At 44.8% G+C, this 15,595-nt stretch carries 9 protein-coding genes and 1 tRNA gene; all 10 read right to left on the bottom strand.

The features are described 5' to 3' along the window. Positions 1-2 precede the first annotated feature (2 nt). Positions 3-3,962 carry a PAS domain S-box protein gene (locus tag P2A85_RS07980; RefSeq protein WP_377478504.1) on the bottom strand — a complete coding sequence of 1,320 codons (3,960 nt, stop codon included), beginning with the start codon at positions 3,960-3,962 and terminating at the stop codon, positions 3-5. A gap of 154 nt (positions 3,963-4,116) precedes the next feature. Continuing rightward, positions 4,117-5,085, bottom strand: a complete 969-nt coding sequence (locus tag P2A85_RS07985) for a PAS domain-containing protein (protein WP_377478506.1) — start codon at positions 5,083-5,085, stop codon at positions 4,117-4,119. Positions 5,086-5,099: 14 nt separating this feature from the next. Beyond that, on the bottom strand, positions 5,100-6,983 hold the full coding sequence (locus tag P2A85_RS07990) for a response regulator (protein WP_377478508.1): 1,884 nt from the start codon (positions 6,981-6,983) through the stop codon (positions 5,100-5,102). 550 nt (positions 6,984-7,533) lie between these two features. Further along, a complete protein-coding gene (gene dpdE, locus P2A85_RS07995) occupies positions 7,534-10,869 on the bottom strand; it encodes a protein DpdE (RefSeq protein ID WP_377478510.1) in 3,336 nt (1,111 codons plus the stop codon). A 180-nt stretch (positions 10,870-11,049) separates the two neighbouring features. Beyond that, positions 11,050-11,123 (bottom strand) — tRNA-Val (locus tag P2A85_RS08000). 62 nt (positions 11,124-11,185) lie between these two features. Next, a complete protein-coding gene (locus tag P2A85_RS08005) occupies positions 11,186-13,192 on the bottom strand; it encodes a protein kinase (protein WP_377478512.1) in 2,007 nt (668 codons plus the stop codon). 158 nt (positions 13,193-13,350) lie between these two features. Continuing rightward, entirely contained in the window at positions 13,351-13,797 is a 447-nt protein-coding gene (locus tag P2A85_RS08010; RefSeq protein ID WP_340550798.1) for an SRPBCC family protein, read from the bottom strand. A gap of 78 nt (positions 13,798-13,875) precedes the next feature. Further along, on the bottom strand, positions 13,876-14,211 hold the full coding sequence (locus tag P2A85_RS08015) for a hypothetical protein (protein WP_341740024.1): 336 nt from the start codon (positions 14,209-14,211) through the stop codon (positions 13,876-13,878). Between the two features lie 13 nt (positions 14,212-14,224). Next, entirely contained in the window at positions 14,225-14,656 is a 432-nt protein-coding gene (locus tag P2A85_RS08020; protein WP_341740023.1) for a hypothetical protein, read from the bottom strand. Positions 14,657-14,990: 334 nt separating this feature from the next. Beyond that, on the bottom strand, positions 14,991-15,530 hold the full coding sequence (locus tag P2A85_RS08025) for a transposase (RefSeq protein WP_377478515.1): 540 nt from the start codon (positions 15,528-15,530) through the stop codon (positions 14,991-14,993). Positions 15,531-15,595 lie beyond the last annotated feature (65 nt).

Below are 15,595 nucleotides of genomic sequence, written 5' to 3' on the forward strand. Positions count from 1 at the left end.
CCCTAAAATTCAATGGTAGGCAAAGGTAGGGTAAAGAAAAAGGTGCTGCCTTCACCTAAGCTACTTTCAGCCCAGATTTTTCCGCCATGTCGCTCAATAATACTCTGACAAATTGACAACCCTAACCCAGTTCCTCCTTTTTCACGGGAATCGGAGGCATCGACTTGCTGAAATCGGCCAAAAATCAGTTCTAGCTGATCCGCAGGAATGCCGCGCCCCCGATCGCAGACTTGGAATAGCACAAAGTCTGTCTGGATTTCGGCGCTGAGGTGGATTGTGGACTGGGCGGGCGAGAATTTAAGAGCATTACCGAGCAAATTTGTCAAGGTTTGGATAATAGTATCTGGGGCAGCCCAGACTTCTACATCGGTGGGGGTAAAAGTTAGGGCGATCTGCTCTTGAGTCGCGATCGCCTGTATCCGCTCAATTGCTTGCTGCATCAAATCGGCTGCTTTGCAAACAGTTTTCTCGAAAACTACCCGCCCGGAGTCTATGCGCTCCAAATCTAAAATATCATTAACCAGGTTCACCAAACGATGAGTATCGAGTAGGGCAATTTCAATCATCCGTCGGGATTTTTCTGGCTTTTTATCGTAAATCCCAGTTTGTATTAGTCCCAGTGACATTTGAATTGCTGTCAAAGGGGTGCGAAGTTCATGGCTGACAATACCAATAAATTCATCTTTAATTTCGTCAATTTTTTTGCGTTCGGTAATATCTTCCCCAATGCTGATAGTGCCAATGATGGTTCCCTCTGAATCTTGCAGCGTTGTATTGTTCCAAGCAATGAATCTTTCTTCACCGGATTTAGTCAAGATCGAATTCCGATAATAGGGAGGAGCATTGTGGGTCAAGACTTCCGAGAAAACGGTTTTAACTGATTCTTGACTAGCAGGAGGTAAGAAGTTTTTAAACCAATTTTTGCCCAAAACTTCAGGGTTAGTATATCCCGTAAGTTTTAAGAAGAAAGGATTAACGTAATTGACATTTCCCTGCCGATCGAGTCCGACAACAATTAACTGCACGTTATCCAGCAGCGATCGCCAACGTCGTTCGGCTTCTCGGATCGTGGATTCTGCTTGCTGACGTTCTTGCAGTTCGATCTGAAGTTGTTCGTAGAGTTGGGATTGCTGAATGGCGATCGACAATTGGCTGGCAATTTGTTCGAGCAATTCTACTTCCCAAGATTGCCAGTCGCGAGGTGTAGCATTTTCGTAAATAGCTAATAATCCCCAAAGAGTTTCTCCCGAAAAGATGGGGGAAATCGCGTAGGCTTTGGCTTGAAATTGTTCTAATAGTTCGATATGACAGGGTTGAAGTCCAGCCCTGTAAATATCATTAATAACAAAGCTTTCTTTATTTCGGAAACGACCTCCTTGAGTTTCTTGCAGATAGGTATCTGCCCAAATTTTGCAAACACCGGATTCTACCAATTTTACCCAATCCTCACCAACTGACTCGACCACAAAATCGCCAATCCAATCAGGATAAAAGCGGTAAATAGCAGCGCGATCGGTTTGTAATGTCTGCCTGACTTCAGCAACAGCAGTATTCAGAATGGCATGAAAATCTAAAGATTGGCGAATCGCTTGAGTAATACTCCAGAGCAAATGTTCCTGTTTGGATTTCTGTAGTAAATTTGCTTCCGCCTGTTTGCGATCGCTAATATCAAATAAGCTGGAACGACTCATCAAAAAGTTACCTGCTTCATCATAAATTGCTGTAGCATTCAGGTTTACCCAACGGGTAGATCCGTCTTTATTCAACATCTGAAACTCTAGATTATCGATCCAGCCTTGTTTTTTAAATACGGGAAAACTGGAGTCAAAAAGAATTTTATTTTCAAATACAATTAAATCAAAAAAATTCTTTTTGTACAGAATCTCATCACGGGTATAGCCTAACAAGTTAAGTTCTGTATCATTAATCCGAACTATTGTCCCTTCTGCATTTAGGGAGTGATAGCCACAGGGAGCCTTATTATAGAGGTCTTCAACTTGATTGATATATTGCTGCAATGCTAATTCGGCTTGTTTGCGATCGCTAATATCATTGTTGATTTCTAGGATCTTAATCGGTCTGCCAGCATCATCTTTTTGGGCAACCCAACGGCTAGATACAGTAATAGCGCGATCGTCCTTGGTGAAATGAATTAGTTCTCCTTCCCAATAACCTTGTTCTAAAAGTTGTGCTTCAATCTCAGCCAAAGGTTGAGGAAACTGAGTTTTCAAGAGAGTATGAGACTCTTGCCAGAATGCTTCTGCTTTTGTCCAACCATACATAAACTCGGCTCCCTGATTCCAAAAGGTAATCACCGAGTTTAAATCCCAGGTAATAATACTATCGCGGGCTAAATCTAGCAGTTGTGCTTGTTCCTCTAGCCGTTGATAGGCGTGTTCTTTTTCTAGTAAGGTAACTAACAGGCGATCGTTTACCTCGGTTAGTTCTGCTGTTCGTTCTATTACCCGTTGTTCTAGTTCAGCATTGAGTGTTTGGAGGGCAATTTCTGCTTGTTTGCGATCGGTAATATTTTCAGTGAACAGAATGATGCCACCGATATCGCCATTGCTGCGATACCAGGGATGAATTTCCCAGCGCAACCATTGCTCCGATCCATCTGAGTAAACAAAAAAATCTTCATCGCATTTTTCGCTTGCACCCGCCAAACTGCTTTGATGGTAATGCTTCCACTGTTCTGGAATATTGGGAAAAACCTCGTAGTGCGATCGCCCAATGATCGATTCGCTGGAATTGAGATGAAAGTCATCAACCCATCGCTGGCTGGCTGCAACATAGCGCATTTCGCGATCGAACATTACAATACTGGCTGGAGCATATTTGATGAACAATTGCAGTTTTTGTTCGTTCTCCTGCAAAGCTATTTCTGCTAGTTGGCGCTCCCTCAATTCCGCTTGTAGTTGCTCAAATAAATCAGCTTGTTGAATAGCAATACTAACTTGTGCAGACAACTGTCGCAAAAGTTCTATTTCTGAAGCTTGCCATTCACGCGGCGCTGTACAATGATGAACAACCAGTAACCCCCACAATTCATCTCCTTTAGTAATAGGAACTACTAAATTTGCCCTGACTTGTAAACTTTCTAGAAATTCTATGTGACAGGGACTAATATCAGAATTATAGATATCCGATTTTGCCGTAATTAAACCTTGTTTGAATGGCTCAGCATAATCTTTCCCAATACAAGGGTCATAAATCTGGAGCGGTAAAATAGCCATACAGTCATCAGCTACCGACTCGACAAGAACTGTCCCCCCCCACTCAGCAGAAAATTTAAAAATAATCACGCGATCGCACAGAAGAATGTTTCTGACTTCCCTTACCGTAGTATTGAGAATCTCCTCTAACTTGAGGGATTCGCAGATAGAAAGTGCTGTTTTGCCAAGGATTTGCTGTTGCTGTTGTTGCCATTCCCGTTCTCGAATCAGTTGGCTTTGTCGCAGGATATAGCTAATGGAGCGATGCAAAATTTGGGGCGTAATCTGGCTTTTGTCTAAATAATCCTGAGCACCACTTTTGAGTAAATCAACGGCAATTTGGAGATTTCCCTGACCTGTGAACATAATCACGGGCAGGGTATTTCGCCCAGTCAGTTGCTGGAGTTGCTGCAACAACTCTAACCCATCCATATCGGGTAACAAGTAATCGAGTAGAAAAATATCTGGGAGCTGCTGCTGACACCATTCGAGAGCATCTTCGCCGTTATCAAATTCGACAATCTGGTAAGTACGATCGCGATCCTCCATCAAATATCGTCGGTAGGTAGCGCGATCGACCTCTGAATCATCTATTAAGAGAATCGTCAAATTTGCTACGGCGGGTGTTGTCTGTGGTAGGTGAGTTTGGGGACGCGATCGCCCCGTCTGCTTGAGAGCCGCGACTTCCCCCCGCAACAACTCTAATTCAGCAATCAGTTGGTTTTTAGTTTTGTCTCTATCTTGCATATTACCCCCTTCTCTTTTCTACTTGTAAAAATAAACTATTTTGAAATGAATTGTGAAATCTTGTAGGGGCAATCCCCCTGTGGTTGCCCAGTCCGATCGGGGTAGGCACGGGGGCTCTACCCCTACTTAGGATAATTCCGGTAAAACTGAAAAATCAAACCAATATCGAAATAAAGTGCGTAATGTATCCGTTAAAGCAGATATTCCCATAGGTTTTAATAGACAAAACAATCAAGCCACAAGCTAAGTCTTTAAACTCTACTGCTGGGGGATAAACTTTAGGCAGACAGTCCGTATAATAAAAATTATTTTGCAGAAGAGGAACAACCCAATCTATTAATTGATTGATCTCATTTTCGGAAGGAGTTTTCCCAAATAGCCTGACTAAATCATTAGAAATGATGGCTGCACCTGTGGCATTAACCAAGCTTAACAAACGCTCTCGATCTCGTCCTACCGCCTCGACGAAATCCTCGGCTTGATAAATACTTTCCACAAAATCAGATTGCAGGTTTTTTAGCCGAATTTTGTCATCTAAATTCTCGTTTTCTTCTTTGTTACTTAATTCAAGAGACATGATTTGTCCGATAATTTCACAAACAGTTCTGGTCTGATATGGAAGATATTTTGGTGTGTTATGATGACAAGCAATTAACCCCCATAACTGATTATCTTTTAACAATAAAATAGACAGAGATGCGCCCATTTTCATATTTTGTAAATATTCAATATGAATGGGAGAAACACTTCTCAAAACAGAAAAACTCAAATCGGGAGAAGCATTTGTTAGGGGACAATGAGTGGGAATTAAAGCAGCAGGATGATAATTGACTAGATTTAAAGTGAGAGGATTTACCGCATCAAAATCTCCTAATAAACACCGGGCGATCGCTTTTTGAGATTCTGCATCAAAGAGATCGGTGAGGCTTTTATTTAATAATTCATCGGGGGAATATCCGAGCAGGGATTCAGTATTATCGCTGACTTGTAAAATTTGCCAATTTTCTGGCTCGAAAACCAACAAAATGCCATGAGGTTGAATAGCATTAGGAATATGGATTGGTTCTAAGTCGCAATTTGTCAGCGTAATCGGTCGATCGAAAATGTAATTTAGAGGAATCATGATTTTTGTCAATTTTAAGTATTCCCAGACTTCAGCAAAGGATGAGTGCGATCGATCCGGCCCAGCACCCGCGTCACGAGTTCTGGCCCCAACACGGGTTTAGTGATAAAATCATCGGCTCCCGCGGCAAAGGCTTGCTGAAGCGAATCGGCATCGGTGTGGGCCGTGACAACTAAAATCGGCAAATCTCCCCACTGAACATCCTGTCGCACCACCTGACACAACTCTAGCCCGTTTACCTGTGGCATCGACAGATCTAGTATGATTAAATTGGGCGAAGTTTTCAGCAGCATCTCCCAAAATCGCTGGGGCTCGGTTAAAGTTATTACCTCCAACCCCCAAGGTGTTAGCAATGCGGATAAGTGAGCTAACACCGCCTCGTCATCGTCAACAATTAACACTTTGGCTTGTAATGTTTGAGTTTTGGGTAAGACGCGGGATATTGCTTGAAAAATTTGCTTTGTGGTGGCGGGTTTATGCAGAAATTGCTTAGCACCTAACCGCGATACTGCTAATCGATCGGCAAGAGTGTCTCGTCCAGTAAATACAATTATAGGCAGATTAGGCGATCGCTCGGTGAGTTCTCGCAGCAGCGTCAATCCATCTTCCTGTGTCTCTGGAAAGCTTAAATCTAATAATATCACATCAGGCATTGACAAGGCAATGCGCGATCGGGCGGCGGCCAGATTCGGAGCAATTTTTATCCGCAATCCCCAAGCTTCGGATTCTATTTTTAAGCGTTCTGTCAAGGCTGGATCGTCGTCAACCACTAGCACCCGATGCGATAACATTGTAGGCAGTGATGCAGCCGTTGACGTAACTGGTGGTTTCACTAATTCCTGCTGCAACGCTGTCACCACTTCCGAGAATCGAGCGATTTCTTGGGCCGTAAAGGGGCGATCTTTCATCAGCAAATGCTCTGCCGACCGTCCCAATTTCGAGCCTTCAGGATAACCGAAAGATGCCAGAGAGCCTGCTAATTTATGCGCTTCATTCTTGGCCGCTTCCTGTAATTCTGTTTCTAAATTTCCTGCCAAAAGAGCAGTTTTTGCCTGTTCCAATACGGCAACTTGTTGGTTAAAGGTTCCCCGAAACCGCTTTAATAGTTTGTCGAGCGCTGACTGATCTGCCACAGGGGATTGATGTTTGGCGGTGCTGTCAGTGTCAGAATTGTTTGAATCAGACGGCGCAGATTGCGGGCGCGGCTTAAGTCGATAGCCCATGCCATAAACTGTGTCGAAGATTTCTGCGGTTAACCCACCTGCTTTGAGTTTTTTTCGGATATCTTTAATATGAGTGTTAATAGCGCGATCGGTTGGTGCATCGTCAAATCCCCACAGGCGATCCAAAATGGCACTGCGGCTGAAGATGCGATCGGGATTTCGCAGGAATAATTCCAGCAGATTGTATTCTTTCGCTGTCAGTGAAATAACTTGTTCGCCAAACGTGACTCGACCGGAATCGAGGTCTAAACAAAGATTTCCCCAAGTCAATGTATTAGCAGATAAGTTCTTCATAGAACCTTCCGGGAAAAGTGCTTTACTGCGTCGCAATAATGTGCGTATCCTTGCCAGTAATACGTCCGTAGCATAGGGCTTGCTGATGTAATCATCAGCGCCAGCATCGAACCCTGCCACCACATCTGCATCTGAATCGTTTCCCGTCAGTAACAGAATCGGTTTGCAGTAGCCTTGCGATCGCAATTTCCGACAGAGACTAATTCCATCTAGTTTGGGAATCTGCACGTCTAGCAAAATCAGGTCATATTCAACTGCGATTGCTAATTCTAGTGCAGCTTCTCCATCAAAAGCCCGATCGATCCCGTAATGATTTGCTTCCAACACCTTGGCAAGTAGTACACTCAACAACCTATCATCTTCTACTATCAGAATTTTCATCAGATAAACCAATAATAAATGTCGCTTTTGATATCAAATCCGGTGGCATCGGAATTAATTACCAAACAAAATCAGGACACGGCACCGTGCCCATAGGTGTCAACAATCAGGTAAAACCCATAGTCCGGCAAGGGTTGAAACCGAGCCTCAAAGCGCAAGTCCTCTCAAAGAGGACTGTCTTCTATTAGACAGGGGTTTCAACCCCTGGCGGGCCGGATGGATGACTAACGGACACGGGGCGGGCTGACAGCTTAAGTTGACACCAATGCAATGCCGTATCCCTACAATTAATCAGGGTAGGGAAACGGCATTGCCCATAGGTGTCAACTTAAGCTCAAACCCAGTCACAGATTGCTGGCAAGACTATTAAATCTAGATCCGAACGAGCCCCCCTTAAGAAGGGGGGGACAGGAGTCTTTTCAAAGTCCCCCTTGTTAAGGGGGATTTAGGGGGATCTAGACTTGGGATAAAACCCAGATTTCTCAAGGGTCTCAGGCTTAAGTTGACACTAATGGGCATTGCCGTGTCCTAATAGCTTCACCCAAACAAATTAACCTTCATCCTCCGACTTGACAGGAGCCCGCCCAGAAATCACAATAAATCCAACCGATTCCAGAGTCAGATGTGGATGACGAATTCCCGCTAAAACAGCTTGACTTAACACACTTTCCGTGCTAATTTCATCAGCCAAAACCGACTCTAAAAGTTGTTCAGATTGAGACAGCCGATTCAAGCGCAATTGCAATTGATTCACCCGGTTTTCTAGTTTAATTGCAGCACTCACAGCCGATCGCTCGCACATTTCGACAAAAGCCGATCGCCCACGCAGCAATTCCTCCGATCTCAGCCTTCCCCGTTGACAAAAATCATCCCATTCCAGCGGATCGACAAAACTGTCAAGAATCCCAGTCCGATTTTTCGACAAATTATAATCCCGATTTGGGCCACCTTTCCCCTTATAAGGCCGCTGCAAAATATTCAAAATTTCCGCCTCTTCCACCAGCAACATCTGCCCGCTGCGAGCATCAACAAACACCGTTTCAAAAACAGGCAGAAATAGAGCATCAGCCCGTCTTTGCAAAGCTTTCAAGTTGTAATTTTCGATATTTTTGGCTTTCAGAACTTGCGAAGCAGGCTGCAAATCTGTCTGGATTGAATAATTAAATTGTAATCCAAACCACTCCTTACCTTCCTCCGCATCCCAACTTTCATCGTGACGCCACAATGCAAAAGCCTGACCCCGATCGTCCCAGCGAATATAAGAACTAAGCGCATCGATCAATCCCTCACCAATGCGGTAAAGAGCGACATCAGCATTTTGGTGAGCAACGCGGCGATTGTAACTACCATATTGCTGACAATAGGGAACTAATCGGGTTCTCAAATCATTAGAAGGAATCAAGGTTTTTTGACTAGGTTGATAGCGCACTAATCCCGATATACTCGGATGTTCGACCTGTTTGAAATTCAGGGCTTGACAGATCCAACCTTCCGCCGCCCGCTGCATTTCTTTATGTTTAGCATCGCAATCATCTAGGGCTTCAAAATACTCAGATGCACTTTCCTCAAACACGTCAATTTCATCCCAAACCTGTTGTTCGTTAATTTTGATTTTTTCGGCGACGATTTCAGTTTTGATTAATTCAATTTCGCTAGCTAGGCCTTTTGCTCCTTCTGTCAGCAATTTCTCTTCAAGTTTTGGCATTTTTTCATTGACATAAAACTGAAGACTAGCAATAGATTTGTTGAAGATATCAAACCCATCTTTAAAAACTTGAAACCAAGCTTCGTGGGGACTTTCTGGCAAATCTGGGCCTGCAAACAAACAAAACTGCACTCCCATTTTGCTACCTATGCGATCGACTCTACTTAATCTTTGTTCTAAGTGATTGGGAAGCCACGGTAAATCGAAGTGAATTAACCAATCCACAAATTGCAGATTCACTCCGGTTTCCGCCGAACGATCGCATACTAGGATAAAGCAATTTTGCTCAGTCTTAAACCGTTTCAAATTCGCTTCAACATCGGGGGCTGATTTGCTAGTTTCATGGGTGGCGATCGCATTTTTACCCAAAATCTTCGCTAAATTTTCAGCAATGGCTTTACAAGTTTCATTAAAACTGGTAAAGATGACTATTTTGGGGAATTTATCACCGGGAAGCGGTCTTTTAATTTGCTGTTGAATTCGGGACAACAAATCGCGAGCTTTGCTGTGATACTCCGGTGGAATCTTCAAAGCAACGCCTAGAAATCGGATAATGACGATTCTCAACAAACTCAGTCTGTCCACTCCTTCCTGGGGCTTTTCTAGGGCATTGAGCAAAGATTCTAAGAGGGCGCTTTCTCCTGAAAACATGGCGGTTTGAGTCACAATCCCCATGTACTTTTGCCCAAATTCGCGATCGAGTTCCGCCGTCGATTTCTTTTGTAAACGAGCTTTCACAACCCGTTCCAAAACATTCAACCAGGTACCGGAAGTTCGGAAAAACAGCAGAAAGATTTTTTGATAGGTGCTCTTATGAGGAGCGAGAGTCCGCCATTTTTCCAGGATACTGTGAATTTCCGACCACTGTTCGTCATTGAGATCGTACTCAACTTTGGGGAGAGTATCTCGATCGAAAATCACATCTTCCACTGCGTCTCGGCGATTGCGAAGCATTCGGCGGTACAGGCGGTAGGTATCGCTAACGTGGGTGCGAATACTTGTGACAAGGCGATCGCATTCTGTGGTTGCTTCAGTTTTCCAACAACTTTCTAATTCATTTGCTAATCCGATTAAATAATCATCTTGAGCAAAAAAAGTGCGGAGTTGAGCGAGTTTTGTTTGCAAAACCCCTGGGTTGGTTTCTGCTCGAAAATCCAGCAAGGCGCGCCCGATTTCCTGACGATTTTGCACCTGTTCTTTGAAATTTGCCAAATCATCAAGACGGTAAGTTGTGGGGTCTAGCAAGTTTAACATTGTGAGAAACTCTTGCTCATGTCCCAGAACTGGTGTCGAAGATAATAACAATAAATTTTTGCTTTTGTGAGCGAGGGTTTGGCAAATTTCAAAGCACTGCTTCTGAGTGCGATCGCCAGAATAAGCCATGGCCGCGAGTTCCTGGGCTTCATCCACTATCAGAAAATCTAGATTAGCATTGCGACTAACTTGATTAATTTCACTAAGAGAAACAAGCTGGACTCGATCGGCAAAATGAGACAAATAGAATTTATTTTCTAACTCATCTCGCCACTGCTGGGTTAGGTATTTGGGAACCATCACCACAGCGCGGCCATTGGGTTCATCTAGGAGAAATTGGCGGAGAATTGTCCCAGCTTCTACGGTTTTTCCCAATCCTACTTCGTCGGCTAATAAATAGCGTCCAATGGGGTCTTCTAGGACGCGCCGCACCACTTCAACTTGGTGAGGATAGAGGTCTATGTTGGCAGAAATTAAACCTGTCATACCGCGGCTGACGGCGCGCTGGGTGATGGTAGATTGAACGAAGGCGAGTCGGCGATCGTGAAAATAGGGAGTTTCTTGACCTTTGACGGCTAAAATGTCGATCGGATCGGCGATCGGGATATTGCAGCGAACATAAATATCTGTTTCAACAGCTTGTATGCTTTGACTATCAGGAAGGTCGATGTCGTAGAGCATTCTATCTTCATCCCAGTCATAAATCCGACCAATGATCCAGCGCTCCAAGGTGGTGCTCCAGAGGTAGCATCGAGTTTGGCGCTGAAGTCTGGCTTCTTGGAGCAAGCCTAGGGGTACTGTTTTGCTAAGGCGGTTTTTAACTGAGCAAAAATATTCAATTAGGGCTTCGGTGCGGGATAATTCGACCACTTTTCCGACTCCCAAATCGTTTTTAGGCGATCGGACCAAGGAACCAATATCAATCATAGTTGAAAACCCTTTCAAATTCGGCGATGAACATCGCTTCTAAACAACCAAAGTCCGCCGATGCGGACTCAGATAAAACCAGGATGCTAAGTTTAGAAAACGGATACAAACCGCATAGTAGCACTACCTTGACATCCTAGGTAGAAATGAAATGCTAATGTGGTATGGGAATCAAATTCATGGACACAACTGGACTCGAACCAGTGACCCCTACGATGTCAACGTAGTGCTCTAACCAACTGAGCTATGCGTCCTCACGAATTCCTAATGTAGCAGAACTATCCCTTGAATGTCAAGCATAAAAATTAAGTTTTTTCTAATCGCCAATTCTGCGCCAAATTTTCACAGTGCGATCGCCCCCACCACTAGCCAAACTACCCCCATCAGCACTAAACGCCACAGACAAAACCTCCCCCCCGTGGCCCGACAAAATTTCCAACAAACCCCCCGCCTGGGCATCCCACAAATAAACCGTGCCATCCCGACTCCCACTAGCCAAAACCCGACCATCCGGGCTCAAGGCCACACACAAAACATCCCCAGAATTATCCCTGAAACTCCGCAACAAGCTGCCACGCCCCTCCTGGGTATCCACCCGCCACAACTTCGCCGTACCATCCCGACTCCCACTCACCAAAATCAATCCCTCTCCTACTCCTCCCCTGGTGTGGTTGGGATGAGGGAAGTTCCCAGCAAAAACAGTCGATCGCACCCAATCCCCGTGCTCTGCTAAAGTACAAATCGATCGACCAGTTTGCCAATCCCACAACCGCAAAGTCTTGTCCCGACTCCCGCTAACCAAAAACTCCCCATCCGCACTAAAAGCCACCGCTTCCACCCCATCAGCGTGACCAATCAAAGCCGACATCCGCCTTCCCTTATTCAAATTCCACAACAACACACTCTTGTCCCGACTCCCACTAGCCAAAACCTGACCATTGGGGCTAAACGCCACAGCAGCAACCCTGTCAGAATGACCAGCCAAAGCGTACCACCACTTACCCTTATTCAAATCCCAAATGTGAATCATTTTGTCCCGGCCACTGCTAGCCAAAGTCGCCCCATCAGGACTAAAAGCCACAGCAGTCACCCAGTCAGAATGGCCAGTGAGAGTATACCAGCGCTTGAGGGTATCCAACTTCCACATCTCAATCGTCTTGTCCTCGCTACCACTAGCCAAAGTTTGACCATCAGGACTAAAAGCTACCGACGTGACAGCATTGGAGTGGCCTACCAGAGTATGAACACACCGCCAAGTGGGGGCCTGTGCCGGCACAACCCGCTGCATTGATGGCACAGGTAAAATCGTGCCTGCAACCGTTGGCGGCAGTGTATTTTGCACCACAGGCATCCTCTGCGGCACGGGAATTGCGGGGGCTGACTGGGCTGGTGTCGCCGTGCCCGTCCCCGCCGACGGCTGCGTTAGCAAATCTGGGAGTACCTCGGCCACAGATTTGTAGCGCCGACTCAGACTCGGTTCGATCATTTGGTCCAGGATGCGACCCAATTTCGGATCGATTGGCACCTTCACAAAGTCTCGCCAAACCCAAGTATCTTGATTGAGATCGAACAAATCAAAAGGTGATACTTGAGTCATCAAATAAATGCAAGTTACTCCCAAACTATACAAATCGCTGGCAAAAACCGCTTGACCTCGAATTTGTTCCGGCGCGACAAATTCGGGAGAACCGATGACAGTACCAGTTTCTCTCGAACCCTCGACAACTTTGGCCGCACCAAAATCAACTAAAACTAATTCCCCCGTTAGGGTTGGGTAAGTATAAATAATGGAAGGTTGAACCGGGCGGCGACGGATAATATTTGGTGGTTTAATATCTCGGTGAATGACACTGCGCGAGTGAACAAACTCCAATACTGGCAATAAATCCTTTAGCAAACTGAGAATCTGATTTTCGCTAAAGGCCCCGTGTCGCGCCAACTCTGCCTGTAAATTCTGACCTTCGATAAATTCTTGCACCAAATATTGATAGCTTTCCTGCTGAAAGTGGGCCAGTAATTCGGGAATTTGTGGGTGTTTTCCCAATTCGTCTAGGCGCACGGCTTCTCGGTTGAATAATTCTGCTGCTTTCAGGGCGCTGCTAGTACCTTGGGCTAAGGGGAAAAATTGTTTGATGGCGCAGCGAGGTTTGGAGGGTTTGTCTTCATCTATGGCTAAAAAAGTGCGGCCAAAACCGCCTCGCCCCAGGGGTTTTAGGGCCCGGTAACGCTCTCTGAGCAAGAGTTTGCTGCCACAATAGAGACAAAATTGGGTGCGATCGGCATTTTGGGGATTTTGACAAGCAGGATTGAGGCAGTAACTCATAACCAATGGAGGAATGAATCAGCAGGATATCTTTATCATACGAAAACCTATGAGACATGGAGCCTCGCGCGATCGTTAAAAAACTAACTTTCAGACGGACTAAAGTCCTTACTACCAAGGGAATCTTGGTTTGTAATGAGGACTTTAGTCATCAGAATTTAAGATGTTGCTTTAACTTTCAGGGCATACTCTTTAAACCTTTCCAAATCTGCCTGAAGTGTCGATTCAACTACCCGCCCCACAAAGGAATTGTCCATCAATTTTGCCAACCATCCGGGAATGCCATAGGCTACGGTTAGTTTGACAATGCTGCTGTTTTTGCGATCGTAAAACCGCACAGCACCTCGATTGGGCAAACCGTCTACTGATTCCCACTGCATAATCTGATTGGGGACTAATTTTAAAATCCGAGACAGCCAACTAAATTCTAAGCCACCAGTGGCGAGTTTCCACCTCGACAATTCCGGGTTGTCTTCGAGAATGCGAACTGATTCTATCCACTTCATCCAGCGAGGCATTTGCTCTAAGTCTGACCACAGTTTCCACGCTAATTCGATGGGAATTGCTACTTCTACTTGTACGCTATGTTCTAACCAATTAGTCATGGGATTTTAGATGTTATATTTGAGAGAGCTGTTCGTTACAAACATTTCTCTATGCCCTACTAAGATTTTAATATAAATCTAGGGAATTAAGTTACATTCAAACATCTTATTTGCAATGGGTCCGGCGACGCGATCGATAAATTTCTGACGGAGTTCAGGATTGTTCTGCAAGAGTTCGATCGCTTTTGCTTGCAGAGCAGCTTGTTTCCCCCCATCAGTTGTTGAATCTGGTGTGGACTTAGACTGAGGCTGCATTTGGGCCACTTCTTCACAGGAAGCTTTTTCGTATTTGGCGATCGCAAAATTGACAGCAATATCCAACAAAGCTTCCTGAGATACAAAACTGTCACAGGAACTGACAACCATTCCCACAGAAGTTAAAAAGCCTAGAAACAAAAGATGAAATTTTTTCATAAATTTGTCCTCTTTAGGGAATCAATTTACATTCAAACATCTTATTAGCCATCGGTCCGGCGACTCGATTAATAAACTTCTTCCGCATCTCAGGATTCTTCCGCAACATTTCCACTGCCTTAGTCTGGAGGACTGATTCCGGTGTTCCAGCAGTGGCGGAACTCTTGTTAGGCTGGGGTTTCATCTTAGCTAACTCTTCACAGGAAGTGCTTTGGTATTTTTTGATTACGAAATTCGATACGATATCTAGCAAAGTATCAGGATCTGGTAAGGGAGTTTTGTCGGTGGGCAATGAGGGTTTCTGACTAGCTTTTTGGTTAGGCTGTGCAGACTTTTGAGGCTGAGGAGGCAGGGGAGGCAATGGCTGTAGTAAAGCCTTACCACTAATTCCGATAACCATGACGATGGAAGTGAGGGTGGCTAGAAACAGATGTGACTTTTTCATGATTTTTTGTTGTTGATTGGTGATATTTTAGCAGCAAGAGGGTTAATTATCTTCGTTTATCCTATCCTCGTTCCCAAGCTCTGCCTATCCTCGTTCCCAAGCTCTGCCTATCCTCGTTCCCAAGCTCTGCCTGGGAACGCAGATCAAGAGGCTCTGCCTATCCTCGTTCCCAAGCTCTGCCTGGGAACGCAGATCAAGAGGCTCTGCCTATCCTCGTTCCCAAGCTCTGCCTGGGAACGCAGATCAAGAGGCTCTGCCTATCCTCGTTCCCAAGCTCTGCCTGGGAACGCAGATCAAGAGGCTCTGCCTCGCTCATAAAAACAAATCATCCAACTCAAAAATCAATCAAATCAACAGGCAACAATCCATCCTGACCCTGATAATTTCGATAACTAGAATATCTCCAACAAGCTGGATCGTCAACATAACCACGCCTAACAGGATTATTGTGGATATACTCCAATTTTTGCAACAGCATTGCCTCATCCAAAATAGCTTGCGGGTGGAACCCTTCTTGCCATAACTGATATTTTTGGTCTTTTTTGTGTAGCTTTTTATAAAATGCGAGTTGATCGAGAATATTGGTAGCTTTATTTATCTCAAGCAAGTCAATTATCGATCGAGCCGTAAATGATTTAAAATTTCTCATTTGCGTTGATAATTCTGAGGAAGTTGCGATTAAGTGCAAGTGATTTTCCATCAGCACGTAACCATGTAAAGCTAAACGCTTCTCCCGTTGCAGGAAACTTAAGGAATCTAAGACTATTTGTGCTATTTCTGCTTGACAAAATACTGGAATCCAGTTGATAATTGTACAGGTGACAAAGTGCGGTTGGTTTTCGGAATATATGACTTTGTATCTGCTTCTTCCCATTGTGAAAATCTGGGGTTTGTTGGTGGGTTTGGGCGAGGCGGAGCCTCTGGATCTGAGTTACCAGG

This window comes from Microcoleus anatoxicus (assembly GCF_042465725.1).
Lineage (GTDB): Bacteria > Cyanobacteriota > Cyanobacteriia > Cyanobacteriales > Microcoleaceae > Microcoleus > Microcoleus anatoxicus.